The sequence below is a fragment of the Streptomyces sp. NPDC060002 genome (assembly GCF_042737245.1).
Taxonomy (GTDB): domain Bacteria; phylum Actinomycetota; class Actinomycetes; order Streptomycetales; family Streptomycetaceae; genus Streptomyces.
In genome coordinates this window covers 58,615-82,802 of record NZ_JBHWUW010000009.1, presented here as the reverse complement: position 1 = coordinate 82,802, position 24,188 = coordinate 58,615, and the positions used below count along the sequence as shown (strand labels likewise).

Genomic DNA, 24,188 nt, shown 5'->3' with positions numbered 1-24,188 from the left:
GCTCTCGCCCGCAGCAACCCTGCTTTCGTCCGTGTCGTAGCTGCTCCATTTCCTGTAGCGCAGCCACCCAAGGGAAAGCAGTCGTGTCCTTCGTGACCCGCCACGGGGCGGTAGGTGGAGCCGTTCCAGCTGCCAGGCTCGACGGCCGGTCGCGAACCAATGTGACTGCTGCATCCGGAAGATGCAGTGATGACATGCGAACAGCGGCAGCGCCTTGTCCTGGACGGTGATATCTCCGACGTGCGCCACGGGAACGGCGACCGCCTCACAGCGGAAGCACGCCCCTTGGAACCAGTCGAACAGCTCCCATATCTGGTCGGGCTTCATCGGGTGGTCACTCGTCGGAGAAGGTCGCCACCAAGGAGTAGCCGGCTGCGATCCCTAGGTCGCATCGTTCACCCGCGTCGAGATCATGGCGTCGACGGTCGTCTTCAAGAGCTGGTCGAAGAGTGCCGTACGCGCCTGCTCCTCAACGGGTCCCCGTGACGCCCGGATGCCCGGTGGCAACATCAGGGGTACGTACTCCTGGTCGAAAGGGGGCGGCTCCAGCGGAACGCCAAGGGGCAGTTCAGCCCAGACGACTTTCCCGCCCACGTGCGGGTGGTAGACGTTCCATCGCTTCACTAGCTCGTCAAGGAGTAGCAGGCCACGTCCGCTTGTGTCTTCAAGGGTGGGGTTCTGCCTGAGAGGTGCAGTGCTGATTCTGTCCCAGACCTCGACGTACAGGCTGGCGTCGATGGCGCGGAGCTGTATCCCGATGACGTGCTCCGCCTTGATCTGCCACGGCTTCGGGTGTGGGTCCGTGATGCCACTGGCCTTGACGGCGTTGGTGACGAGTTCGCTCATGACGAGCGTCGCCGTGTCGGTGTGTTCTTCGAAGCGCCACCGCGCCAGCGTGTGCCGGACGAACATCCGGGAGGTAGCGACGGCCGATGGGACGGCGGTCAGCCGGAGCGACGCAGTCAGTAGAGCAATCGGGGTCACGGCGTCGGAGGGCATGACAGCTCCTCGTTGGTGGAGGTGACGATCCAGACCTGACCGCCGATTTCTTGTTGCAGCAGTTCTTTCGCGAGGTTCGCCAGGATTGGCAGCGTGTTCAGGTGCTCGCTGGTCGGCACCATCACGTTGCGGATGTCGTGCCGCTGGCGGTATCGGGTCAACGCTCCGAGCGCGGTCGTGTGTCCCGGTTCCTTCTCGATGAATACTTCGGCGAGCGTGAAGCCCTCGTGTTCAGCGAAACGCCCCATGTCACCGCTCAGGCGGACAACGCCACTCATGTCGATTCCAGGCAGCGCGCGGACGTAGCCCAGTGCTCGTTGCTTCGCGCTCACGGCCTGACCCCTTGGACGATCCACAGCCGCGCGCCGATCTCGCGTTCGATGTGATCGCGCATGGCGGCCTGAAGTCCTGGCAGCCGCGCGAAGTGCCACAGCGATGGCACGATGACGTGCTTGACGCCGCTGGTCCTCAGCGTGTCGACCAACAAGAAAAAGGCCGACTCGTCGTCAGCCCCCAGTTGTTCGATGAAAAGCTGGTCCAAGGTGAAGCCCGCGCGGCGGGCGTGAGTGGTCAACGCCGTTCGCATCGTCTCGATTTCATCGCTGTCGTCATCGCCTGTGGTGAGTCGCATGTAGCCGTACATGGCTGGTGGCATCCGTTCCTCCTGGGGACTGGAACGGCTGGCGAGCGGTGGCACCGTCCTCAACCGCTCGCCAACCTGCCCGCCAGACAAGCGCTTTGACCTGCAAAGACACCACAGCAAACGTGCCGCACCAATGACGCATCCGTGTGGCACTCTGCGGTCTGGCCTGCACGGATGGTGTCAACGTGGCTATGGTGATGACCCGCCCTGTACACCCGGAGGGATGGCGATGGCCGCGAAGCGCATACGCCTCGCCAGGCGTCGCAAAGCGGCAGGCTTCACACAGGAGCGGCTTGCCGAGTTTCTCGGCGTCGAGCGTTCCACGGTAGGTCGCTGGGAGAACGCCGAAACCGAACCACAAGCATGGTTGCGGCCAAAGCTGGCGAGCGCGCTCAGGGTCTCGGTCGAAGAGCTTCAAGCGCTCCTGGACGACGTGACCGTCACCGACACGCGCCCCAGTGACCGGATGTCGTATGCCTTGGAGAATCCAGCGTCCGCCGACCTGATGGTGGTCGCCTACCTCCATGAGCAGCTGCGTCAGCTGGATGAGTCGTACGACAAGGAAGCATCGACGGCGCTGCTTGGTCGAGCCGGACAGCTGCACGGCCAGGTGAGGTTCCTTCGGGAGAACGCAGCGAACCCACGGGTACGCCGGGCGCTGTACGAAGTCGAAGCTGATTCAGCGACGTTCATGGGACAACTGGTCTGGGACGTCAGCCAACGACGCGACCACCACGCACCCCTTGGCTATTTTCAGGAAGCGGTCGAGGCTGCTCGTCATGCCCGTGATCCATCGACCGAGTCGTACGCGACGCTGCGGATGGCGTACGTGGCGCTCTACGGCGAGAAGAACCCTGGCCACGGTGTGACACTCGCGGAGCAGGCTGCCGAAGCCGCCAAACTGGTCAGTCCTTCGCTCACTGGGTTGAGCCTTCTTCACGTCGCCGAAGGACACGCCATGACCGGCGCGACCACCGAGTGCGAAGCGGCGCTAAAGAAGGCGGAAGGCCAGTTCGACCGCGTCCACCCTGATGACATTGCCGCCCCGTTCTACACGGTGAACGAGTACAACCGGCTGGCGGGCTCCTGCTACCTGTTCCTCGGCTTGCCTGAACGCGCCGAACCCATCCTCCGTATGACCACGCGGGCGCTGGCGGCCAAGAAAAAGTCTCAGGCCATCGCTCTGGGCAACCTGACGTTGGCACTCATCCAGCAACGGAAGCTCGATGAAGCGGCCAGCACCATGCACCGCACCATTGATGCGGTGGAGCTGACTCGTGGTGGCGGTGGTCTTAACCTGGCCTTCTCTGCCGGGCGTGAGCTGCGGCAGTGGCGACAGGAATCATGGGCGCAGGAGATCAACGATCGGCTGCTGGCCTTGATGGCAGCGATCTAAGTACGGGCGGGGTGGGCGTGAACGACATCGACCAAGCTAAGCAGGAGCTGCGCGAGAAAGTGTGGCGTCGCCTCATCGACGGCGGCGGCGCGCCTGCTGACTCGTACGGCAAGATTCCGGGTTTCTACGGCACCGAGAACACCGCCGAGATGCTGGCCGGTCAGGACTTCTGGCAGCGAGCCACCACCGTGAAAGCGAACCCCGACTGGGCGCAGCTTCCGGTGCGTGTCCGTGCACTCAAGGACGGCAAACGCGTCTACATGGCCGTGCCGCGTATGGCGTCGCTCGAACCCTTCTACCTGCTCGACCCCAAGAACCTCGGACTTCCGCCCGAAGAGGCTGCCGAGAAGAAGGGCGCGGCACAAGTTGCCCGCCGGCTCGCGCCAGAGTCGATGGAACCTATCGACGTGGTGGTGTGCGGCAGTGTCGCTGTAAACCGTTCGGGGGCACGCATCGGCAAGGGTGCCGGGTACTCCGACCTGGAGGTTGCGCTGTTGATCGAGGCGGGGCTCGTCACGGATCAGACGGTGATCGTCGCGCCCGTTCATCAGCTCCAAGTCGTCGAGGATGACATCCCTGAGACGGAGCATGATTTCTCGGTGGACTACATCGTTACGCCCGATGAGGTGATCCCCTGCCCCAACCCGCGACGACCGCGGGGCGTTGTTTGGGGTGACCTAACGGCTGACAAAATCGCTGCGATTCCAGTGCTGGCAGCGCAGCATGGACAACGCCCCGCGTAGGTCAAAACCGCAGGCTGTAGGCCATAGACGACCTCACCAGCAAGATCATTTTCGAGCTGCTTGGAGCCTGCCCACGGGGCTGCTTGGCCGGTAGACTGGGCAGTGCCCAGGGGATACGTGGCCATGTTGTTGACGAGACCCCCGAGTTCGGCAGCCACGCCCTCGACGCCCTGCGGCAGCCCCTGGAAGCCGGGCACGTGGTGATCGCGCGCAGCTCCGGAGTGGTGCGGTTCCCGGCACGGTTCCTGATGGTCCTCGCCGCGAACCCCTGCCCGTGCGGCAGGTTCTCGCAGCGGGACACCCAGTGCGAGTGCCCGCCCTCGGCGATCCGCCGCTACCAGGCGCGGCTCTCCGGCCCGCTGCTCGACCGGGTCGACCTGCGCGTCGAGGTCGACCCGGTCAGCCGGGCCGACCTCGCGCACCGCGGTCCCGGAGGCGAGTCCACGGCGATCGTCGCCGACCGGGTCAGGGCCGCCCGGGAACGTGCGGCGGCCCGGCTGGCGGGCACTCCGTGGCGGACCAACAGCGAGGTGCCGGGGCGGGAGCTGCGCAACCGCTGGCATGCCGCGATCGGCGCCATGGACGAGGCGGAGCGCAGCCTGGAGCGCGGGGTGCTGACCGCCCGGGGGCTCGACCGGGTCCTGCGTGTCGCCTGGACCGTCGCCGACCTGGTCGGTCACGACCGGCCCGGCCCGATGGACGTGAACCTGGCCCTGCAACTGCGCACGGGGGTGCCGCGCGGCGTGCCGATGGCCCTCGGGGCCCTGACGTGAACGGCGGCGGCGAACCGTCCGGCGAGCGGCTCGCCCGGATCTTTCTCGGGCGGGTCCTCGAGCCCGGCGACGAGGTGGGCGGGCAGTGGGTGCGCGAGCGGGGCGTGCCGGAGGTGGTGCGGCGGCTGCGGGAGGACGGGGAGCCGCTGCCGGGGGTGACCGCGCGGCGCTGGGCCGGCTTGCGGGCGCGGGCGGGGCAGGCCGAGCCGGAGCGGGATCTGGCCGTCGCGCGGGAGGCCGGGGTGCGCTTCGTGTGCCCGGGAGACGCCGAGTGGCCGGGGACGCTGGACGAACTCGGGGACGCCCGGCCGCTCGGGCTCTGGGTGCGGGGGCGGCCCAGTCTGCGGATGTGGGCGCTGCGGTCGGTCGCCGTCGTCGGTGCCCGCGCCTGTACCGAGTACGGCGCCCACATGGCGGCCACCCTCTCCGCCGGCCTCGCCGAACAGGGCTGGGTGGTGGTGTCGGGCGGCGCCTACGGGGTGGACGGCGCCGCCCACCGGGGGGCCCTCGGCGCGGGCGGCGCCACCGTCGCCGTCCTCGCCTGCGGGGTCGACCAGCCCTACCCGCGCGGCCACACGGCCTTGATCAACAGGATCGCCGAACAGGGACTGGTGGTCGGCGAGTTGCCGCCCGGCGACCATCCGACCCCGAGCAGGTTCATTCTGCGCAACCGGGTGATCGCCGCGCTCACCCGGGGCACGGTCGTCGTGGAGGCCGCCTACCGCAGCGGTTCGCTGGTCACGGCTCGGGCGGCCCTGCGGCTGGGCCGGCACACCATGGGGGTGCCGGGGCCGGCCACGAGTGGTCTGTCCGCGGGTGTGCACGAACTGCTGCGGGGAGAGGCCGTGCTGGTCACCGATGCCGCGGAGGTCGTCGAACTGGTCGGCGACATGGGTGAGCTGGCCCCCGACCGGCGTGGCCCCGCGCTGCCGCGCGATCTGCTGGAGCCGGCTGCCCGGCGGGTCCTGGCCGCGCTGCCCGCCCGCAGACCCGCTGCGGTCGACGAGGTCGCCCGCGAGGCGCGGACCACACCGGACGACGCGATCGCGAGACTCTACGAACTCAGAGCGCTCGGCTACGTCGAACGACACGGCGACGGCTGGAAGTTGACACGCCAGGCGGTGGTCTCCGTTCGAGAGGGTCGACGTCCGTGTTGACCCAGGGTGTTCGGCCGTCCGGGGGAACGCCGAAAGCCTTGGGGATTCCGGCAGTTGACCCGCCTCCGGGTCGACCGCCGTGACCGCCGTGCCCCTGGAGTGCGTCCAGCGGAACGTATCTGCGTACCGGTCCGGGCACGTCCTTCGCGCACCGCGACACCGCAGTCACGCTACGCTCACGAGGATTACGGCACAGACCGGTACCTCTGCACCACGCGGTACCCACCTCACGCACTTCACGGCAGAACGGCACAAGGCGACGAATGCCCCAGCACACCTCCGGGTCCGACCGGGCGGCGATCACCCCAGCCGCCCGTGACGGCGGCAGCGTGCGGCCGCCCGCTCCCTCGACACTCGACGAGCTGTGGCGGTCGTACAAGGCGACGGGGGACGAACGGCTGCGGGAGCAGCTGATCCTGCACTACTCGCCGCTGGTGAAGTACGTGGCGGGCCGGGTGAGCGTCGGCCTGCCGCCCAATGTGGAGCAGGCCGACTTCGTGTCTTCCGGGGTCTTCGGACTGATCGACGCGATCGAGAAGTTCGACATCGAACGAGAGATCAAGTTCGAGACCTACGCGATCACCCGGATCCGGGGCGCGATGATCGACGAACTCCGGGCGCTGGACTGGATCCCGCGGTCGGTGCGGCAGAAGGCGCGCAACGTCGAGCGGGCCTACGCGACCCTGGAGGCCCGGCTGCGGCGGACCCCCTCGGAATGCGAGGTGGCCGCCGAGCTGGGCATCGCGGTGGACGAACTGCACGCCGTTTTCAGTCAGTTGTCGCTGGCCAACGTGGTGGCACTGGAGGAGTTGCTGCACGTCGGAGGCGAGGACGGGGACGGCCTCAGCTTCATGGACACGCTGGAGGACACCGCCGCGGACAACCCCGTGGAGGTGGCCGAGGGCCGGGAGCTCAGGCGGTTCCTCGCGCGGGCGATCAACACACTGCCCGACCGGGAGAAGACGGTCGTCACGCTCTACTACTACGAGGGCCTGACGCTCGCGGAGATCGGGAACGTGCTGGGCGTGACCGAGAGCAGGGTCAGTCAGATCCACACCAAGTCCGTCCTCCAGCTGCGCGCGAAACTGGCGAGCTTCGGCCGCTGAACCGGCGGGCCCGGCCCGGCCGGACGACGGAAGTGCGGGCGCAGTCACTCCCGCCGGGGGTGGCGCGTCCGTAGAGTGGTCGGCGTGCCAAGGATTCGAGCGGCCTCCGTGGCCGAGCACCGGTCGATGCAGCGTGCCGCCCTGCTGGACGCGGCACGCTCCCTGTTGTCCGAGGGCGGGACGGAAGCGCTGACCTTCCCGGCCCTCGCCGAGCGCACGGGCCTCGCGCGCTCGTCCGTGTACGAGTACTTCCGGTCCCGGGCCGCCGTGGTCGAGGAGCTGTGCGAGGTCGACTTCCCCGTGTGGACGGCGGAGGTCGAGGCGGCCATGGCCGCGGCCGACGGGGCCGAGGCCAAGGTCGAGGCGTATGTCCGACAGCAGCTCGCCCTGGTGGGGGACCGGCGGCACCGGGCCGTCGTGGCGATCTCGGCGAGCGAGCTGGACGCGGGGGCCCGGGAGAAGATCCGGGCGGCGCACGGCGGGCTGGTGGCGATGATCGGGGCGGCGCTGGCGGAGCTGGGGCACGCGGAGCCCCGGCTGGCGGCGATGCTGCTGCAGGGCGTGGTGGACGCGGCCGTGCGGCGGATCGAGCTCGGGGCCGCTGAGGAGCCCTCGGCGATCACGGACGCCGCGGTGGGCATGGTGCTGCGGGGCGTCCGGGGCTGAGTCACGGCAGGGGCACGCCGAGCACCGGCAGCAGCCGTGACGGACCGCTCCGCCGCAGCCACGGGGGCAGCAGCGACAGCGGGTCCAGATAGGTCTCGCCGCTCAGCAGCCCCCAGTGCACACATGTGCGTGCGCAGTGCGAGCCCGTCGGCTCCACCGTGCCGACGACCTGGCCCGGCGCCACCTCGTCGCCCTTGCGCACCGACGCACGTACCGGCTCGTAGGTGGTCCGCAGGGGTGGCCAGCCCGTCGCCGACAGTTCCACCGAGACGACGCCCCGGCCCGCGACCCGGCCCGCGAAGGACACCCGGCCGGCCGCCACCGCCCGTACCGGAGCGTCCGGCGCGGCCGCGAGGTCGACGCCCCGGTGGCCGTGGGCGTACGGGCTCGCCGGGGGCTCCCAGCCGCGTACCACCGCCGGACGGGTGCCCACCGGCCAGGCCCGGCCGATCGCCGGGACGGGCGGCGCGGGGAGCGCCCGGGCTCCGGTCGCGGTCTGTGGGTCCGCCCACGCCACCGAGACCACCGTCATGATCGACAGGACCGGCAGCAGGGCCGTGAATCGCTGTGCGTGCATGGCGACACCGTTCCGTGTTCCCGCGGGCCCGGCCGTGGCCTGTGGACCACCCCGCGGTTGTGGACAGCGGCGTCACCCGGTGCCTCGCCGGTCCCGTACACTTCTTCTGGCGATCCGGGTCACCGGGTCGACTTCGCACGCCCCGGTATCGGGGGCCGGTCACGGTCGGTCCCTCGGTATCCGCGCCCCTCGGTCCTTCGTGGCTCGGCGCACAGCGGGCGTCAGGCGCGGGAGCCGTCCGGCCCCCGCGGCACAACCGAGAAACTCAAGGAGAACGGCCATGGCCGTCGTCACGATGCGGGAGCTGCTGGAAAGCGGCGTCCACTTCGGTCACCAGACCCGTCGCTGGAACCCGAAGATGAAGCGCTTCATCTTCACCGAGCGCAACGGCATCTACATCATCGACCTGCTCCAGTCGCTGTCGTACATCGACCGCGCCTACGAGTTCGTCAAGGAGACCGTCGCCCACGGCGGCACGGTCATGTTCGTCGGTACGAAGAAGCAGGCGCAGGAGGCCATCGCGGAGCAGGCCACCCGCGTCGGCATGCCCTACGTCAACCAGCGCTGGCTGGGCGGCATGCTCACCAACTTCTCGACCGTCTACAAGCGCCTTCAGCGCCTCAAGGAGCTCGAGCTCATCGACTTCGAGGACGTCGCCGCCTCGGGTCTGACGAAGAAGGAGCTCCTGGTCCTCTCGCGTGAGAAGGCCAAGCTGGAGAAGACCCTCGGTGGTATCCGCGAGATGTCCAAGGTGCCCAGCGCCGTCTGGATCGTGGACACCAAGAAGGAGCACATCGCGGTCGGCGAGGCCCGGAAGCTCAACATCCCGGTCGTCGCCATCCTCGACACCAACTGCGACCCCGACGAGGTCGACTACAAGATCCCGGGCAACGACGACGCGATCCGCTCCGTCACCCTGCTCACCCGCGTGATCGCCGACGCGGTCGCCGAGGGCCTCATCTCCCGTTCCGGCGTCGCCACCGGCGACAAGGGCGACAAGGCCGCCGGCGAGCCGCTGGCCGCGTGGGAGCGCGACCTGCTCGAGGGCGAGAAGAAGGCCGACGCCGAGACCACGGACGAGGCCGCCGAGAAGCCGGCCGAGGCCGCTGCTGAGGCTGAGGCTCCCGCCGCCGAGGCCGAGGCCGAGGTTGCTGAGGCTCCCGCCGCCGAGGCTGAGGCCCCGGCCGCCGAGGCCCCCGCTGCTGAGGCTCCCGCCGCCGAGGCCGCTCCGGCCGCCGAGGGCGAGCAGGCCTGAGTCAGGCCGTAGGCCGTACGGCCGACAGGTCGTTCGTACGGCCCTAGGGACGAAGTGACGGCGGGGGGTGCCCAGTGCACCGCCCGCCGTTCACCCACAGCCCCCAGATCTTCGAGACTTCGAACTCCGAGAGAGATTCACAGATCATGGCGAACTACACCGCCGCTGACGTCAAGAAGCTCCGTGAGCTCACCGGCGCCGGCATGATGGACTGCAAGAAGGCGCTGGACGAGGCCGAGGGCAGCGTCGACAAGGCCGTCGAGGCGCTCCGGATCAAGGGCCAGAAGGGCGTCGCCAAGCGTGAGGGCCGCTCCGCCGAGAACGGCGCCGTGGTCTCGATCATCGCCGACGACAACTCCTCCGGCGTCCTCGTCGAGCTGAAGTGCGAGACGGACTTCGTCGCCAAGGGTGACAAGTTCCAGGCCGTCGCCAACGCGATCGCCGAGCACGTCGTCAAGACCTCCCCGGCCGACCTCGAGGCGCTGCTCGCGTCCGAGATCGAGGCCGGCAAGACCGTCCAGGCGTTCGTGGACGAGGCCAACGCCAACCTCGGCGAGAAGATCGTGCTGGACCGCTTCGCGCAGTTCGCCGACGGCTTCGTGACCGCGTACATGCACCGCACGATGCCCGACCTGCCCCCGCAGATCGGTGTTCTCGTCGAGCTGGACAAGCCGAACGCCGACGTCGCCAAGGGCATCGCCCAGCACATCGCCGCCTTCGCGCCGAAGTACCTCTCCAAGGAGGACGTGCCGGCCGACGTCGTCGAGTCCGAGCGTCGCGTCGCCGAGGAGACCACCCGCGCCGAGGGCAAGCCCGAGGCCGCCCTGCCGAAGATCGTCGAGGGTCGCCTCAACGGCTTCTTCAAGGACGCCACGCTGCTCGGCCAGCCGTACGCGCTGGACAACAAGAAGTCCGTCCAGAAGATCCTGGACGAGGCCGGTGTCACCCTGAAGCGCTTCACGCGCATCAAGGTCGGCATCTGAGTCCGTGCCGCGATCGACGCGTCGGCCCGATAGGGTCGGACGCAGTCGTCCGGTACGCCGTCACGCGCGTGCGTGACGGACGACAGCAGATCTGACGAGGAGGCCATTGCCGCGCACGGGTTGGAACACCCCACCGGCAATGGCCTTCTTCGCATGTGCACCACGTGAAAGAGGCGGGATCTCCCATGACCACCAAGGCCCAGAAGAGCGACGACGGCAAACTACGCGGCCGGTTCATGCTGAAGCTGTCCGGGGAGGCATTCTCCGGTGGCGGGGGCCTGGGCGTGGACCCCGACGTGGTGCACAAGATCGCCCGTGAGATCGCCGCCGTCGTCCGTGACGGCGCCGAGATCGCGGTCGTGATCGGTGGCGGCAACTTCTTCCGCGGCGCAGAACTCCAGCAGCGCGGCATGGACCGCGCCCGCTCGGACTACATGGGCATGCTCGGCACGGTCATGAACTGCCTCGCCCTCCAGGACTTCCTGGAGAAGGAGGGCATCGACAGCCGCGTGCAGACCGCCATCACCATGGGCCAGGTCGCCGAGCCGTACATTCCGCTGCGCGCCGTGCGGCACCTGGAGAAGGGCCGTGTGGTCATCTTCGGCGCCGGGATGGGCATGCCGTACTTCTCCACCGACACCACCGCCGCCCAGCGCGCCCTGGAGATCGACGCCGAGGCGCTGCTGATGGGCAAGAACGGCGTGGACGGCGTCTACGACTCCGACCCGAAGACCAACCCGGCGGCCGTCAAGTTCGACGCCCTCGGCTACGGCGAGGTCATCACCCGCGATCTGAAGGTCGCCGACATGACCGCGATCACGCTGTGCCGCGACAACAAGCTCCCGATCCTCGTCTTCGAGCTTCTGACCGAGGGCAATATCGCTCGCGCCGTCAAGGGTGAGAAGATCGGCACGCTCGTGGGTGAGCAAGGCAGCCGGGCCTGACCGGTGGAACCCCGGTTTCGTACGACAACACCTGACCGGGGACGGACCCTGGTCGGGGGATGGACAATGTCCTGCCGGTCGGGAACCGTGCAGGAAGAAGACGCGACGCAGCCGGCCCGCCTCCGCAAGGAACCGCAGCCGGGCCTACTCAAGACACGCAGGAGCAAGTGGTGATCGAAGAGACCCTCCTCGAGGCCGAGGAGAAGATGGAGAAGGCCGTCGTGGTCGCCAAGGAGGACTTCGCCGCGATCCGCACCGGCCGTGCGCACCCGGCGATGTTCAACAAGATCGTTGCCGACTACTACGGCGCACCGACGCCGATCAACCAGCTGGCTTCGTTCTCCGTGCCGGAGCCGCGCATGGCGGTCGTGACCCCGTTCGACAAGACCGCGCTGCGCAACATCGAGCAGGCGATCCGCGACTCCGACCTGGGCGTCAACCCGAGCAACGACGGCAACATCATCCGAGTGGTGTTCCCCGAGCTGACCGAGGAGCGCCGCCGCGACTACATCAAGGTCGCCAAGGGCAAGGGCGAGGACGCCAAGGTGTCGATCCGCGCCGTCCGCCGCAAGGCCAAGGACGCGATCGACAAGCTGATCAAGGACGGCGAGGTCGGCGAGGACGAGGGCCGCCGTGCGGAGAAGGAGCTCGACGACACCACCGCGAAGTACGTCGCCCAGGTGGACGAGCTCCTGAAGCACAAGGAAGCGGAGCTGCTCGAGGTCTGATGAACGACTCTTCCTGGGGCTCACCGCCACACGCCGGGTCGCGGGCCGGGTACTGGGGGCCCGTCGACCAGGGGCCTGTCCAGGGGGCCGCCCCGGCGGGTCCCGCGTACGATGCGCCTGAGGCGCAGCAGACTCGCCCCATGCCCATCGTCCCCGAGCACGGCGGAGACCAGGATGAGGGCCGGGGGGCCGCTCGGCCGGGCGGCCCCCTGTTCCCGGACCGGCCGTACGGCACCCAGCCGTACGGCGACGCCGCCCACGGCCACGACACACCGTCGGCACAGCCCCACGCGGCGGTGCCGCAGAATCCGGAGCCCATGCCCGACGCCTCTCACCCGGCGCCCGCACCGCAGAAGAAGAGTGCGGGCCGAGACCTGGGCGCGGCCATAGGCGTCGGGGTCGGGCTCGGCGTAGTGATCGTCGCTTCGCTGTTCGTCGTCAAAGCCGTGTTCATCGGCGTGATAGCGGTGGCCGTCGTCGTCGGCCTGTGGGAGCTGACCAGCAGGCTGCAGGAGCGCAAGGGCATCAAGGCGCCGCTCGTGCCGCTCGCGGTCGGCGGCGCGGCGATGGTCGTCGCCGGATACGTCCGGGGTCCCGAGGGCGCCTGGGTCGCCATGGCCCTCACCGCGCTCGCGGTGCTGGTCTGGCGGATGACCGAACCGCCCGAGGGCTACCTCAAGGACGTCACCGCAGGTGTCTTCGCGGCCTTCTACGTTCCGTTCCTGGCCACGTTCGTCGCCCTGATGCTCACCGCCGACGACGGAGCGTTCCGTGTCATGACGTTCCTGGTCCTGACGGTCGTCAGCGACACGGGCGCGTACGCCGTCGGCTGGCGCTTCGGCAAGACCAAGCTCGCGCCGCGTATCAGCCCGGGCAAGACCCGCGAGGGCCTGCTCGGCGCGGTGTCGTTCGCGATGGTCGCCGGCGCGCTGCTGATGCAGTTCGTGATCGACGACGGCACCTGGTGGCAGGGCCTGCTGCTCGGCCTCGCCGTCGCGGCCAGCGCCACGCTCGGCGACCTCGGCGAGTCCATGATCAAGCGGGACCTGGGCATCAAGGACATGGGCACGCTGCTCCCGGGCCACGGGGGCATCATGGACCGGCTGGACTCGCTGCTGCCCACGGCTCCCGTGGTGTGGCTGTTGCTCGTACTGTTCGTGGGCTCCGGCTGACCCACCGGTACAACCGGCTCGTGCGGGCCCCTTTCCTGTGCTTCGTGCGTCAGGCGAGGGGCCCGTTGCCATGTTCGGTCTACGGCGACGGCGACGGCGGTGTCGGCTTCGGTGTCGGCTTCGGTGTCGGTGTCGGTGTCGGTGTCCGCGTTGGCTCCCGCGACTGCCCGTTCTGTGCCGGCGGTGGCTGATCGCCCGGCTCGTACCCGATGCGGCACCGTTGACGGCCGACGCATGATGGCCGTCATGGAGAGCACGCCCGAGAAGATCAAGGTCTGGTTCCGGTTCGTTCCTCGCGAGGGCTGGCTCCCGCAGGACACCGAGGGTCTGTGGGCGACGAAGCTCAGTGCCGATACGGCCCGCGTGCAGAACGTCCCCTTCCTCCAGGACGGGGTCGCCGAGGGCGACGTCGTGCGGTTCCGGACCGACTCCGAGGGGCTCCACTGGGCCGTCGGCCGGGTCAGCGCCTCCGGCGCCTGCACGATCCGGGTGCTGCCGGTCCGTACCGGCCCGCTGGGGCCGAGCCCTCAGGCGGTCCACCAGCGCTTCTCCGGGTTCGCGCTCGGCGGTGAGGTCTTCAGCGACGACTTTCCCATGGTGGCGTTGACCGCTCCGGCCGACGCGGACTTCGCCGGGATCAAGGCACTTCTGGCCCACGGGCAGGAGGAGGGCTGGTGGCACTACGAAGTCGGCTGCGGCACCGACGAGTGGTGGAGCGCCTGACCCCCACGAGTGCGCGGTTCTCCGCGCCCGACCGGCAGCGATCACGCTGCCTGGCTCGCCGCCTGGGCCATGCCATTCGATCTGCGACACTGGAAGGGTTATGCCGAAGCCCGGAGAACTCACTTTCGTCGCCCCCCGCGGAGCCAAGAAGCCGCCGCGGCATCTCGCCGACCTCTCGCCCGCCGAGCGGAAGGAGGTCGTGGCGGAGATCGGGGAGAAGCCGTTCCGTGCCAAGCAGCTGTCGCAGCACTACTTCGTGCGCTACGCGCACGACCCGGCGGAGTGGACGGACATCCCCGCCGGTGCGCGCGAGAAGCTGCGTGAGGCGCTGCTGCCGGACCTGATGACGGTCGTCCGGCATCTGTCGACGGACCAGGGGAACACCCGTAAGACCCTCTGGCGGCTGTTCGACGGCACGCTCGTGGAGTCCGTGCTGATGCGCTACCCGGACCGGGTGACGATGTGCATCAGCTCGCAGGCCGGGTGTGGGATGAACTGCCCGTTCTGTGCGACCGGACAGGCGGGTCTTGACCGCAATCTGTCCACCGCCGAGATCGTGCATCAGATCGTCGACGGGATGCGGGCGCTGCGGGACGGGGAGGTGCCCGGGGGTCCTGCCAGGCTCTCCAACATCGTCTTCATGGGGATGGGCGAGCCTCTCGCCAACTACAAGCGGGTCGTGGGATCCATCCGCGCGCTCACCGACCCGGCTCCGGACGGGCTGGGGCTCTCGCAGCGCGGCATCACCGTGTCGACGGTCGGGCTGGTGCCTGCCATCCACCGGTTCTCCGACGAGGGCTTCAAGTGCCGGCTCGCGATCTCGCTGCACGCGCCGGACGACGAGCTGCGCGACACCCTCGTCCCCGTGAACACGCGGTGGAAGGTGCGCGAGGTGCTGGACGCCGGGTTCGAGTACACCGAGCGGTCCGGGCGCCGGCTGTCCATCGAGTACGCGCTGATCCGCGACATCAACGACCAGGCCTGGCGTGGTGACCGGCTCGGGCGGCTGCTGCGCGGCAAGCCCGTGCACGTCAACCTCATCCCGCTCAACCCGACCCCGGGTTCGAAGTGGACGGCCTCCCGGCCCGAGGACGAGAAGGCGTTCGTCGAGGCGATCGCCGCGCACGGGGTGCCCGTCACGGTCCGGGACACCCGTGGCCAGGAGATCGACGGGGCGTGCGGTCAGCTCGCGGCCACCGAGCGGTAGTCTGACCCCGATATCAGCTATCGGGTATCAGTACATCCGTATCAGTACATCTTCATATTCCGACAGGGGAGCGCCACAGCGCTGAGAGTGCGGGAGAGTCCGCAGACCCTCTGAACCTTGCCCAGGTCATTCTGGGTAGGAAGTTCGGTCATCACTCAAGCTGTTGCGCCCTGCCCGGGCGCCGGCGGAACCCTCCGCCGGCGTCCGGGCAGGGCCGCGTCTCTTCCTGGTCAACCCCAGGAGGAATCCAGTGCACACCAGGACGTTCGTGGCCGCGGCCGTCGGCCTCGGCCTCGTCACCCTGTCCGCCTGCGGATCGTCGGACGACGACGGTTCGACGGCGGGCTCCAGGACCGTCACCCTCGTCAGCCACGACTCGTGGGCCGTCTCCAAGAGCGTGCTCGCGGACTTCGAGAAGCAGTCCGGCTACCAGGTGAAGGTCCTCAAGGACGGCGACGCCGGTCAGGCCGTCAACAAGGCCGTTCTCACCAAGGACAACCCGCAGGGCGACGTCTTCTTCGGCGTCGACAACACGCTCCTGTCGCGGGCCCTCGACAACGGGCTGTTCCAGTCGTACGAGGCGAAGGGCTCCGACCAGGTCCTGCCCGCGTACCGGACCGACCGGGGCAAGCACCGGGTCACGCCCGTCGACACCGGCGACATCTGCGTCAACTACGACAAGGCGTACTTCAGCGAGCACAAGCTGACCCCGCCCGCCTCCTTCGACGACCTGCTGAAGCCCGCGTACAAGAACCTGCTGGTCACCGAGAACGCCGCCACCTCCTCGCCCGGTCTCGGTTTCCTGCTGGGCACGGCCGCGAAGTACGGCGGTGGGGGCACCTCCCGGTCGAGCGAAGCCGAGAGTGGGGGCGGCTGGGCGGACTACTGGAAGAAGCTCAAGGCCAACGGCGTGAAGGTCGTCGACGGCTGGGAGCAGGCCTACAACGAGGAGTTCTCCGGGTCCGCGGGCGGCAGGAAGGCGGGAGCCGACCGGCCGCTCGTCGTCTCGTACGCCTCCTCGCCGCCCGCCGAGGTGATCTACGGCGACCCGAAGCCGACCACCGCCCCGACCGGCGTCTCCACCGGCACCTGCTTCCGTCAGGTCGAGTACGCGGGTCTGCTGAGCAACGCCGCCAACCCCGAGGGCGGCAAGGCGCTCCTCGACTTCCTGCTCACCGCGGAGTTCCAGCAGGACATGCCGCTCAACATGTTCGTCTACCCGGTCCGGAAGGGGGCCGAGGTCCCGGCGGAGTTCACGGAGTTCGGGCCGCAGGCGAAGGACCCCGAGACCCTGGACCCGGCGAAGATCGCCGACAACCGTGACGACTGGGTCAAGTCATGGACCTCGCTCGTACTGAAGTGACCGGGCGCGAAGGCCGCGCGGGGAACGCGGCGCGGCTCGGGCTCATGGCCGTGCCCGTCGCGTTCTTCGCGGTCTTCTTCGCCTACCCGGTCGCCGCGATCGTCTCCCGGGGACTCGGCGCCGACGGAGGCCTGCGCTTCGGGCGGCTGTGGGACGTGCTCGCACAGTCCGACATCCGGCATGTCCTGTGGTTCACCACCTGGCAGGCGCTGGCCTCCACCGCGCTCACGCTCCTGGTCGCGCTGCCCGCCGCGTACGTCTTCGCCCGCCTGGAGTTCCCGGGCAAGCAGGTGCTGCGCGCCGTCGTCACCGTCCCGTTCGTGCTGCCGACGGTCGTCGTCGGCACGGCGTTCCTGGCGCTCGTCGGGCGCGGCGGACTGCTCGACGACCTGTGGGGCGTACGGCTGGACACCACGGTGTGGGCGATCCTGCTGGCGCACGTCTTCTTCAACTACGCGGTCGTCGTCCGCACGGTGGGCGGGCTGTGGTCGCAGCTCGACCCCCGGCAGGAGGAGGCGGCGCGGATGCTCGGCGCGTCCCGGCTCACGGCGTGGCGCACGGTCACCCTGCCCGCCCTGGGGCCCGCCGTCGCCGCTGCCGCGCTGATGGTCTTCCTCTTCACCTTCACCTCCTTCGGCGTGGTGCAGATCCTCGGCGGTCCCACCTTCTCCACCCTCGAGGTGGAGATCTACCGGCAGACCTCCGAGATCTTCGACCTGTCCACGGCCGCCGTCCTCACGATCGTCCAGTTCATGGCCGTCGGCGCGATCCTCGCCGTGCACGCCCGGGCCGTACGGCGGCGGGAGACCGCGTTGCGGCTGGTGGACGCGTCGGTGACGGCGCGGCGGCCGCGCGGCGCCGGGCAGTGGGCGCTGCTGGCCGGGGTCCTCGGCACGGTCGCCGTCCTGCTGGTGCTGCCGCTGGCGGTGCTGGCGCAGCGCTCGCTCGACGCGCCCGACTTCGCCTACTACCGGGCGCTGACCAGCGACGACGGCAATGTCTTCCTGGTCCCGCCGATCGAGGCGGTCGGCAACTCGCTGCAGTACGCCGCGACCGCGACCGCGATTGCCGTGGTCGTCGGCGGGCTCGCCGCGGCCGCGCTCACCCGACGGGACGCCGGCCGGCTGGTCCGCGGCTTCGACGCGCTGCTGATGCTGCCGCTGGGAGTCTCCGCGGTGACCGTCGGCTTCGGGTTCCTGATCGCGCTCGACGAGCCCCCGCTGGACCTGCGCGGTACGTGGATCCTCGTGCCGCTCGCGCAGGCGCTGGTCGGCGTCCCCTTCGTCGTACGGACCATGCTGCCGGTGCTGCGGGCGGTGGACCAGCGGCTGCGTGAGGCGGCGGCCGTGCTCGGGGCCTCGCCGTGGCGGGTGTGGCGGGAGGTCGACCTGCCGATGGTGTGGCGGGCGCTGCTCGTCGCGGCCGGGTTCGCCTTCGCGGTGTCGCTGGGGGAGTTCGGGGCGACGGTGTTCATCGCGCGGCCCGACAACCCGACGCTGCCGGTCGCCGTCGCGCGGTTGCTGGGGCGGGCCGGCGAGCTCAACTACGGGCAGGCGATGGCCCTTTCGACGATTCTGATGGTGGTGTGCGTGGTGGCGCTGCTGGTGCTGGAGCGACTGCGGACCGACCGGACGGGGGAGTTGTAGATGCTGCTAAAACTGGAGCGCGCCACCGTGCGGTTCGGTGAGCGGCCCGTGCTCGACGCCGTCGATCTCGCGGTCGCCGAGCACGAGGTGGTGTGTGTGCTGGGGCCGAGCGGCAGCGGCAAGTCGACGCTGTTGCGGGCGGTGGCCGGGCTCCAGCCACTGGACGCAGGGCGGGTGCTGCTCGACGGGCGCGACCAGGCGGGGGTGGCCGCGCACAAGCGGGAGCTCGGGCTGATGTTCCAGGACCATCAGCTGTTCCCGCAGCGGGACGTGGGCGGCAACGTGGCCTTCGGGCTGCGGATGCGCGGCATGTCCAGGGCCCGGCAGGGCGAGCGGGTGGCGGAGCTGCTCGAACTCGTCGGACTTCCGGGCGCCGCGGGCCGTGCCGTGGCCGCGCTCTCCGGTGGGGAGCAGCAGCGGGTGGCGCTGGCCCGGGCCCTCGCGCCACGTCCTCGGCTGCTGATGCTCGACGAGCCGCTCGGCCAGCTCGACCGGTCGCTGCGGGAGCGCCTGGTCGTCGAACTCCGGGAGTTGTTCGGCCGGTTGGGGACGACCGTGCTCGCGGTCACCCACGACCAGGGCGAGGCGTTCGCGCTCGCCGACCGGGTCGTGGTGATGCGGGACGGGCGGATCGCCCAGTCCGGGACGCCCCTCGAGGTGTGGCAGCGGCCGGCGGACGCGTTCGTGGCGCGATTCCTCGGCTTCGACAACGTGGTGCAGGCGACCGTCACGGAGGAGGCCGCGGTCACGCCGTGGGGCAAGGTGCCGGTGCCGGCCGGGTCGGGGCAGGGGGCGCGCATGCTGCTGGTCCGGCCCGCCGGTGTGCGCCTGGTGGGTGCGGACGAGGGACTGCGCTGCACGGTCGCCGCCCGTACCTTCCGTGGCACCCATGTCGCCGTGCGCCTACAGCCGGAGGGCGCGCCGAGACTGGAGGCGGCGTGCACGCTGCGGGACGCGCCGGAGGTCGGGAGCGTGGTGGGAGTGTCCTTCGACGCGACCGAGACGGTCGTACTGGACTGACCACCGACGGCGGGCGAAGTCCAACCGAGGGCACGGGACATGCGGATGGCCCGCCCCGGAGAGAGGGGCGGGCCACACTTGTGCGTCCGGCGGGCCGGTCGGTCGTGCGGGTCAGCGCTGGCTGGACCCGCGGCGCCGCATACCGAAGAACACCGCGCCACCGCCGACGGCGACCAGGACGGCCGCTATGCCGACGACGAGGCCGGTGTTGGAGCTCGCGCCGGTCTCGGCCAGGTTGGACTCCTGGACCGCGGCCGACGGGGCGTTGCTCGCGGAGGGCGCGGGCGCGGCGCTGTCGCTCGCCGAGTCGGACGGCGACGGGGACGGAGTGGTCGTCTCGGCCGGCGGCGGAGTGGTGGAGCTGTCCGGCGGCGTCGAGGACGGGGTGGTGGACGGGGTGGAGGTGTCGTCGGCCTCGCAGGCCTTGGACGGGGTGGTCAGGTTGCCGGGGATGTCCTTGTCGACGACGACCTTGACGCCGTCGACGGCCTTGACGTGGATCCGGTATTCGGCGTTCGGCTCCCAGTCCTCGGCGAAGGACACGGTGACGCCCTTGGCCGAGCCCTTGACGGTCTGGGCCACACCGACCTGCCTCAGATCGCCGCCGTTGTTCTCGAGGAACACGGTGATCTCGGCCGGGACGCCCGAGGGGTCCTTGTCGGTGACAGTGATGACGCCCTTCGTGCCGTCACAGGCGGCAGTGGCGGAGAACTCGCTGATGTCGCAGGCCAGCGCGGTGCCGGCGGCGCTGAGCGCCAGGGCGGCGGAGGCGGCGGTGACACCGAGCATGCGCACCGAACGGGCGGCGGTACGGCGGGAAAGGGACACGTTTGTCCTTTACGGGAAGCGCAACTGCGGGGGGTGGAGGGGAAGATGGCGCCCCCGGTGAGCCGAGTGCGTCACCATCCCCAGCAGACCCACAGGTCTATAAGCGTTTCATAAGAAGTGTCAATGCGGGGACGCCTCCGAGCGGCTGGCTTTGCCCGCTTATTAACCACCGAGACGTTTCAACGCCTCCGGAGCCTCCTCGATCCGGTCAACGAGGGCGATACGGGACTCCATGGACCGCTCCCGGGCGAGTGACCGCAAGAGCGGCCAGGCGGGCAGCCGTCGAGTCCAGTGCTCCCGGTCCACGAGCACCATCGGCGTCGGCTCGCCCCGCGACCCGTAGTAGTTGGGCGTCGCGTTGTCGAAGATCTCCTGTACGGTCCCGGCGGCGCCCGGCAGGAACACCACACCCGCGGTGCAGCGGGCCAGCAGACCGTCCTCGCGGGTGGCGTTGGAGAAGTACTTGGCGAGGTGCGCGGCGAACGGGTTCGGCGGCTCATGGCCGTAGAACCACGTGGGGATGCCGACCGAGGGGCCGCCGCCCGGCCACTTGGCCCGCACCTCGAAGGCCGCCGCCGCCCAGTCGGTGACGGAGGGCGTGAACTTCGGTGCCCTGGCGAGGAGTCGGAGGGCGCCCGCGAGCATCTCGTCGTCGAAGGGGGCCGCGTACGCGCCGAGGTTCGCCGCCTCCATCGCGCCGGGTCCGCCACCGGTCGCCACCATGAGCCCGGCCCGGGCGAGTGCACGGCCGAGCCGGGCCGCGCCGGCGTAGGCCTGCGTGCCGCGCGCCATGGCGTGGCCGCCCATGACACCCACCACGCGCTCGTCGACGAGGAGTTCGTCGAGCGCGTCGGAGATGGCGTCGTCGTGGATCGAGCGGAGCATCGAGCCGAATATGTCGCCGTCCGTCTTCGTGCGCTGGAACCACGCGTACGTGAGGGCGTCCGGCGTCGCCTCGTAACCCTCGTCCAGGGACGCGAACAACTCGTCGGGGGAGTAGACGAAACCGCGGTACGGGTCGAAGGACAGACCCGGCACGGGCGGGAAGACCAAGGCGCCGGAGGCGCGGGACTTCGTGGCCGCCGCCGGGTCCATCGGGCAGCCGAGGAAGACGGCGCCGGAGGTGTCGAGGGCGAGGAGCGCGTCCGTACGGGCCGTCAGGTCGACGGACTGGACGCGGAAGTGGGAGAGCGTGCCGTGGGCGGCGACCACCTCGTCGAACTCGGCGAGGGACTCGATCTCACGGTCGTGGGAGCCGTCGAACGGCTGGGCGGGTGTCGTCGGATGCACCCGCCCATGCTAGGCAGCGCCGGACGAGCGGTGGGTCAGCTCTCGATGGCCGACGGGTTCATCCAGACGACCTCCCAGGTGTGACCGTCGAGGTCGTCGAAGGAACGGCCGTACATGAAGCCCATGTCCTGCGTCTCGCCGCTCGGCGAACCGCCCAGCGCGAGCGCCCTGTCGACGAGTTCGTCGACCTTCTCGCGGCTCTGCGCGCTCAGGGCGATCAGGACCTCGCTGGTCTTCGAGGCGTCCGCGATCTCCTTCTTGGTGAAGGTCGAGTAGAACGGCTTGGTGAGCAGCATCGCCACGATCGTCTCGCTGATCACCACGGACGCCGCGTTGTCGTCGCTGAACTGCGGGTTGATCGTGTAGCCGAGCTCCGTGAAGAACTTCTTCGAGGCCTCGAGGTCGTTCACGGGCAGGTTCACGAAGATCATCTGCTGATAGGCCGGGGTGGTCATCGGGTCTCTCCCAGGGGATTCGCGTTGCTGGTGTGGGGCGTTCGACGGGGTAGACCGGGGGGCCGTGCGGAACTCATCGCGGGGCGGGGATCTTTTTTGTGCGCGGGCGTGCTTCAGCGGGTCAGCGGGAGAGCCGCCAGTTCGGCCACGATCAGGGTGAGCGGGACGAAGAGGGCGAGCAGGGCGCCGGTGCGCAGGGCGGCGGCGCTGCGCAGCGTCTTCGCCGGGGCGCCGAGGCGGAGCAGAGCGGCGGTGGTGTCGGCGCGGACCTGTCGCGCCTCCACGGCCGCGGTCAGGAGCGTGGCGACCGTGCAGCCCGCCACGACCAGGGCGCCGAGGGTGGTGAGCGGGCCGAAGGCCGGGTCGGCCGGGTCGTACAGCGCGGCCATCGTGAACGCGCCGGACGCCACCGCGCAGACCACGCCCAGCGGCCGTCCGATACGGTCCGCCTCCTGCATCAGGCCGCGGCCCGCGAGGAGACGGAGGGCGCCGGGGCGGGCCGATTGCAGCAGACGGCCGCAGAGGTGGGTGAGACCGGGGCCGGCGAGGGCGAGGCCCACGGCGGTCAGGGTCCAGCCGAGGAGGACCGCGGCGGGGCCGGTGGGGAGGCCGCCGGGGAGGGGGAGGGTGCTCGGGTTCGCGGTGCGGTTCGCGTACGCCTCCACGGCCAGGCCGGCGGCGAGGAGGGCCATGCCCCAGGGGAGGGCGGTGGGGTGGGGCGGGCGCGTCTGTGTCTGCGTCGGGGTCTTCGCCTGTGGTGGTGCCTGGATCCCAGGGATGCCGTCGGCGGAGGTCTCCGCCGTGCCGTTGACCGGAACAGGGGCTGCGGCCGCGGGCAGGGTCGTGGTGCCCGGTGCCGACGGGATGCCGTTCGCCGTCAGGTCGGCAGCCGCCGCGGCGGGATGCGCGCCCGGAGCCGGGCGGGAGGGCAGGCCGTCCGCCGCGGGGTCGGGAGCCGGCTCGGCGAGGGGGGCGTCCGCCGCCGGGAGCGTCGGCCGGGCGCTCCTGGTCCTCGCCCCGTAGCGGCCGTACTCGCCGAATCTGTCGCCCGGCCCCGTCCTCCCGAACGCGCCGAACCGTCCGAGCAGCCTCGGGGCCGCCTGGGCCGCCACACGGGTGTCCCTCGGGCGGAGCATCAGGGCGACCGCGAGGGACGAGGTCACCGGGACCAGCGCCAGCAGGGTCAGGGACGCCGGCAGCGGAAGGGGCTGGTTCGCGGCCAGGAAGTCGTCGGCCGCTCCGTCGAACGGCATGCCCGCGAGGTCGCCGCGCAGGTGCAGGAAGAGCAGCAGGGCCAGCATGGAGCCGAGCAGCGTCGACAGGGCCGTCGTCATCGCCGAGACGGCCATCAGGCGGGCCGGGCCCAGGCCGATCGCCGCCAGGCCGGGGCGCGGGCGGGTGCCGGGGTCGGTGCGGGCCACCGCCAGGGCGAAGTAGACCGTCGCGGCCAGCGGGACCGCGCACCAGGCGAGGCGGAGCACGGACGCGGCCGGGGCCTCGGGGTGGGTGAGAGCGCGGCCGAGGGTGCACAGGAGGAGGAAGCCGGTGCCCGCCGAGGCCGTCGCCACCAGGAGGCGGCGGAGCTGGACGGCGGGGTGGGCGCTGCGCGTCAGACGGCGAGCGAGCACGCGGCCCCCCGGCCTTCCGGCTCCGTGACCGGCGGCAGCTGGACCGTCTTCACCCGGCGGCCGTCCATCAGGGTCACCGTGCGGTCGGCGAGGGCGATGGTCTCCGGGTCGTGGGTGGCCAGCACCACGGTGATGCCGTGGGAGCGGGCCGCCGTCGTCAGGGTGCGCAGGACCTGGGCCCGGTCCGCACGGTGCAGGGGGGCCGTCGGCTCGTCCGCGAAGAGGACCGAGGGGGCCGGGGCCAGCGCGCGCGTGATGCAGACCCGCTGGCGCTCGGCCTGGGTGAGCTCGTGCGGGCGGCTGCGGGACCTGTCGCCGATGTCCAGGCGGTCCAGCCACTCCAGCGCGGCGGCCTTGGCCCGGCGGCGGCTGGTGCCGCGCAGCATCAGGGGAAGGGCCGCGTTCTCCCAGACATTGAGTTCGGGGACGAGGACCGGTGCCGGGTCGATCCAGCCGAAGCGGTCGCGGCGCAGCCGTTCGCGGGCCATCGGGCCCATCGTGTGGACGGGGACGCTGTTGAACCAGACCTCGCCGCGCTGGGCGGGCACCAGGCCGGACAGACAGTGCAGCAGGGTCGTCTTGCCGCTGCCGCGCGGGCCGCTGACGGCGAGGATCTCGCCCTCCCGCACACCCAGCGAGACACCGCCCAGCGCCGGTGAGCCGTCGCGGTGCGTGTAGTACAGGGAGCGTGCCCACAGCACGTCGTTGTCCGGCGGGGCCTCCATGGGCGTACACCTCGGTTCAGATCTGTGGTTCCCGTGCCAATCCCCCGTGCGGGGGAACGAAGACAGGGCCGATCGGTCACTCGCACGCTAGGCAGCCAGGAGGGGAAGGCCGGACAGCACACGGCCCCGGGTCGCCGTTTCTCACTCGAACGGTCGACGCC

24 protein-coding genes, 1 pseudogene and 1 riboswitch are annotated in these 24,188 nt (G+C 70.3%); of the genes and pseudogenes, 16 read left to right on the top strand and 9 right to left on the bottom strand.

Going from position 1 to position 24,188, the window contains the following annotated elements; translation table 11 throughout:
* Nucleotides 1-381 precede the first annotated feature (381 nt).
* From ACFWBD_RS11410 to ACFWBD_RS11400, 3 genes are read right to left on the bottom strand one after another with little or no spacing between them, the layout of a single operon-like run.
* On the bottom strand, nt 382-999 hold the full coding sequence (locus tag ACFWBD_RS11410) for an ATP-binding protein (RefSeq protein WP_385665817.1): 618 nt from the start codon (nt 997-999) through the stop codon (nt 382-384).
* Nucleotides 981-1,331 (bottom strand): hypothetical protein, encoded by a 351-nt coding sequence (locus ACFWBD_RS11405; RefSeq protein ID WP_385665816.1) that lies wholly within the window; start codon nt 1,329-1,331, stop codon nt 981-983. The genes ACFWBD_RS11410 and ACFWBD_RS11405 overlap by 19 nt, the downstream gene beginning before the upstream one ends.
* On the bottom strand, nt 1,328-1,654 hold the full coding sequence (locus ACFWBD_RS11400) for a hypothetical protein (RefSeq protein WP_385665814.1): 327 nt from the start codon (nt 1,652-1,654) through the stop codon (nt 1,328-1,330). The genes ACFWBD_RS11405 and ACFWBD_RS11400 overlap by 4 nt, the downstream gene beginning before the upstream one ends.
* Before the next feature lie 217 nt (nt 1,655-1,871).
* Between ACFWBD_RS11400 and ACFWBD_RS11395 the strand changes: the two genes are divergently transcribed.
* The 6 genes and pseudogenes from ACFWBD_RS11395 to ACFWBD_RS11370 all read left to right on the top strand — a co-directional run bounded on the left by ACFWBD_RS11395 (nt 1,872) and on the right by ACFWBD_RS11370 (nt 7,483).
* Nucleotides 1,872-3,038 (top strand): helix-turn-helix transcriptional regulator, encoded by a 1,167-nt coding sequence (locus tag ACFWBD_RS11395; RefSeq protein ID WP_369043263.1) that lies wholly within the window; start codon nt 1,872-1,874, stop codon nt 3,036-3,038.
* A 17-nt stretch (nt 3,039-3,055) separates the two neighbouring features.
* A complete protein-coding gene (locus ACFWBD_RS11390; protein ID WP_385665812.1) occupies nt 3,056-3,781 on the top strand; it encodes a 5-formyltetrahydrofolate cyclo-ligase in 726 nt (241 codons plus the stop codon).
* A 128-nt stretch (nt 3,782-3,909) separates the two neighbouring features.
* Nucleotides 3,910-4,554, top strand: a pseudogene (locus ACFWBD_RS11385) (ATP-binding protein); the annotation flags it as partial.
* Entirely contained in the window at nt 4,551-5,711 is a 1,161-nt protein-coding gene (gene dprA, locus ACFWBD_RS11380) for a DNA-processing protein DprA (protein WP_385665810.1), read from the top strand. The pseudogene ACFWBD_RS11385 and the gene dprA, both read left to right, overlap by 4 nt.
* 263 nt (nt 5,712-5,974) lie before the next feature.
* A complete protein-coding gene (whiG, locus tag ACFWBD_RS11375) occupies nt 5,975-6,817 on the top strand; it encodes an RNA polymerase sigma factor WhiG (protein ID WP_385665809.1) in 843 nt (280 codons plus the stop codon).
* A gap of 108 nt (nt 6,818-6,925) precedes the next feature.
* Complete coding sequence (locus ACFWBD_RS11370; RefSeq protein ID WP_385665985.1) at nt 6,926-7,483, top strand: TetR/AcrR family transcriptional regulator; 558 nt, start codon at nt 6,926-6,928, stop codon at nt 7,481-7,483.
* A gap of 1 nt (nt 7,484) precedes the next feature.
* Here the strand turns inward: ACFWBD_RS11370 and ACFWBD_RS11365 are convergent, their stop codons facing one another.
* Complete coding sequence (locus ACFWBD_RS11365) at nt 7,485-8,060, bottom strand: M23 family metallopeptidase (RefSeq protein WP_385665807.1); 576 nt, start codon at nt 8,058-8,060, stop codon at nt 7,485-7,487.
* Between the two features lie 280 nt (nt 8,061-8,340).
* Here ACFWBD_RS11365 and rpsB point away from each other — a divergent pair, with 280 nt between their 5' ends.
* The 10 genes from rpsB (at nt 8,341) to ACFWBD_RS11315 (ending at nt 19,101) form a co-directional block, all read left to right on the top strand.
* Nucleotides 8,341-9,315: a 30S ribosomal protein S2 gene (gene rpsB / locus ACFWBD_RS11360; RefSeq protein WP_385665805.1), complete on the top strand. Its 975-nt coding sequence runs from the start codon at nt 8,341-8,343 to the stop codon at nt 9,313-9,315.
* A 146-nt stretch (nt 9,316-9,461) separates the two neighbouring features.
* Complete coding sequence (tsf, locus tag ACFWBD_RS11355) at nt 9,462-10,298, top strand: translation elongation factor Ts (RefSeq protein WP_384112796.1); 837 nt, start codon at nt 9,462-9,464, stop codon at nt 10,296-10,298.
* Nucleotides 10,299-10,483: 185 nt separating this feature from the next.
* Nucleotides 10,484-11,242 (top strand): UMP kinase, encoded by a 759-nt coding sequence (gene pyrH / locus ACFWBD_RS11350; protein ID WP_171399760.1) that lies wholly within the window; start codon nt 10,484-10,486, stop codon nt 11,240-11,242.
* A gap of 170 nt (nt 11,243-11,412) precedes the next feature.
* Nucleotides 11,413-11,970: a ribosome recycling factor gene (frr, locus tag ACFWBD_RS11345; RefSeq protein ID WP_020128692.1), complete on the top strand. Its 558-nt coding sequence runs from the start codon at nt 11,413-11,415 to the stop codon at nt 11,968-11,970.
* Nucleotides 11,970-13,142 (top strand): phosphatidate cytidylyltransferase, encoded by a 1,173-nt coding sequence (locus tag ACFWBD_RS11340; RefSeq protein WP_385665804.1) that lies wholly within the window; start codon nt 11,970-11,972, stop codon nt 13,140-13,142. Before frr ends, ACFWBD_RS11340 begins: the two co-directional genes overlap by 1 nt.
* 234 nt (nt 13,143-13,376) lie before the next feature.
* Nucleotides 13,377-13,865 (top strand): DUF4265 domain-containing protein, encoded by a 489-nt coding sequence (locus ACFWBD_RS11335; protein ID WP_385665802.1) that lies wholly within the window; start codon nt 13,377-13,379, stop codon nt 13,863-13,865.
* 100 nt (nt 13,866-13,965) lie between these two features.
* Nucleotides 13,966-15,072, top strand: a complete 1,107-nt coding sequence (gene rlmN / locus ACFWBD_RS11330) for a 23S rRNA (adenine(2503)-C(2))-methyltransferase RlmN (protein WP_385665800.1) — start codon at nt 13,966-13,968, stop codon at nt 15,070-15,072.
* A 54-nt stretch (nt 15,073-15,126) separates the two neighbouring features.
* Nucleotides 15,127-15,232, top strand: a riboswitch (TPP riboswitch).
* A 90-nt stretch (nt 15,233-15,322) separates the two neighbouring features.
* A complete protein-coding gene (locus tag ACFWBD_RS11325) occupies nt 15,323-16,435 on the top strand; it encodes a thiamine ABC transporter substrate binding subunit (protein ID WP_385665798.1) in 1,113 nt (370 codons plus the stop codon).
* A complete protein-coding gene (locus ACFWBD_RS11320) occupies nt 16,411-18,081 on the top strand; it encodes an ABC transporter permease (RefSeq protein ID WP_385665796.1) in 1,671 nt (556 codons plus the stop codon). Before ACFWBD_RS11325 ends, ACFWBD_RS11320 begins: the two co-directional genes overlap by 25 nt.
* Nucleotides 18,082-19,101: an ABC transporter ATP-binding protein gene (locus ACFWBD_RS11315; RefSeq protein ID WP_385665794.1), complete on the top strand. Its 1,020-nt coding sequence runs from the start codon at nt 18,082-18,084 to the stop codon at nt 19,099-19,101.
* A 111-nt stretch (nt 19,102-19,212) separates the two neighbouring features.
* Here ACFWBD_RS11315 and ACFWBD_RS11310 read toward each other — a convergent pair whose 3' ends face one another.
* From ACFWBD_RS11310 to ACFWBD_RS11290, 5 genes are all read right to left on the bottom strand, one after another.
* A complete protein-coding gene (locus tag ACFWBD_RS11310; RefSeq protein WP_385665792.1) occupies nt 19,213-19,929 on the bottom strand; it encodes an LAETG motif-containing sortase-dependent surface protein in 717 nt (238 codons plus the stop codon).
* A gap of 162 nt (nt 19,930-20,091) precedes the next feature.
* Nucleotides 20,092-21,219 carry an LOG family protein gene (locus tag ACFWBD_RS11305; RefSeq protein ID WP_385665791.1) on the bottom strand — a complete coding sequence of 376 codons (1,128 nt, stop codon included), beginning with the start codon at nt 21,217-21,219 and terminating at the stop codon, nt 20,092-20,094.
* Between the two features lie 35 nt (nt 21,220-21,254).
* Nucleotides 21,255-21,674: a VOC family protein gene (locus ACFWBD_RS11300; protein WP_385665789.1), complete on the bottom strand. Its 420-nt coding sequence runs from the start codon at nt 21,672-21,674 to the stop codon at nt 21,255-21,257.
* Between the two features lie 113 nt (nt 21,675-21,787).
* Nucleotides 21,788-23,302 carry a hypothetical protein gene (locus ACFWBD_RS11295; RefSeq protein WP_385665786.1) on the bottom strand — a complete coding sequence of 505 codons (1,515 nt, stop codon included), beginning with the start codon at nt 23,300-23,302 and terminating at the stop codon, nt 21,788-21,790.
* Complete coding sequence (locus ACFWBD_RS11290) at nt 23,284-24,027, bottom strand: ABC transporter ATP-binding protein (RefSeq protein ID WP_385665784.1); 744 nt, start codon at nt 24,025-24,027, stop codon at nt 23,284-23,286. The genes ACFWBD_RS11295 and ACFWBD_RS11290 overlap by 19 nt, the downstream gene beginning before the upstream one ends.
* Nucleotides 24,028-24,188: the final 161 nt, after the last annotated feature.

Coding starts and splice junctions, on each gene's coding strand:
- ACFWBD_RS11315 (WP_385665794.1), top strand. CDS start 18,082: ATGCTGCTAAAACTGGAGCGCGCCACCGTGCGGTTCGGTGAGCGGCCC.
- ACFWBD_RS11410 (WP_385665817.1), bottom strand. CDS start 999: ATGCCCTCCGACGCCGTGACCCCGATTGCTCTACTGACTGCGTCGCTC.
- whiG (WP_385665809.1), top strand. CDS start 5,975: ATGCCCCAGCACACCTCCGGGTCCGACCGGGCGGCGATCACCCCAGCC.
- ACFWBD_RS11290 (WP_385665784.1), bottom strand. CDS start 24,027: ATGGAGGCCCCGCCGGACAACGACGTGCTGTGGGCACGCTCCCTGTAC.
- pyrH (WP_171399760.1), top strand. CDS start 10,484: ATGACCACCAAGGCCCAGAAGAGCGACGACGGCAAACTACGCGGCCGG.
- rlmN (WP_385665800.1), top strand. CDS start 13,966: ATGCCGAAGCCCGGAGAACTCACTTTCGTCGCCCCCCGCGGAGCCAAG.
- ACFWBD_RS11340 (WP_385665804.1), top strand. CDS start 11,970: ATGAACGACTCTTCCTGGGGCTCACCGCCACACGCCGGGTCGCGGGCC.
- ACFWBD_RS11320 (WP_385665796.1), top strand. CDS start 16,411: ATGGACCTCGCTCGTACTGAAGTGACCGGGCGCGAAGGCCGCGCGGGG.
- ACFWBD_RS11365 (WP_385665807.1), bottom strand. CDS start 8,060: ATGCACGCACAGCGATTCACGGCCCTGCTGCCGGTCCTGTCGATCATG.
- rpsB (WP_385665805.1), top strand. CDS start 8,341: ATGGCCGTCGTCACGATGCGGGAGCTGCTGGAAAGCGGCGTCCACTTC.
- ACFWBD_RS11300 (WP_385665789.1), bottom strand. CDS start 21,674: ATGACCACCCCGGCCTATCAGCAGATGATCTTCGTGAACCTGCCCGTG.
- tsf (WP_384112796.1), top strand. CDS start 9,462: ATGGCGAACTACACCGCCGCTGACGTCAAGAAGCTCCGTGAGCTCACC.
- ACFWBD_RS11335 (WP_385665802.1), top strand. CDS start 13,377: ATGATGGCCGTCATGGAGAGCACGCCCGAGAAGATCAAGGTCTGGTTC.
- ACFWBD_RS11395 (WP_369043263.1), top strand. CDS start 1,872: ATGGCCGCGAAGCGCATACGCCTCGCCAGGCGTCGCAAAGCGGCAGGC.
- ACFWBD_RS11400 (WP_385665814.1), bottom strand. CDS start 1,654: ATGCCACCAGCCATGTACGGCTACATGCGACTCACCACAGGCGATGAC.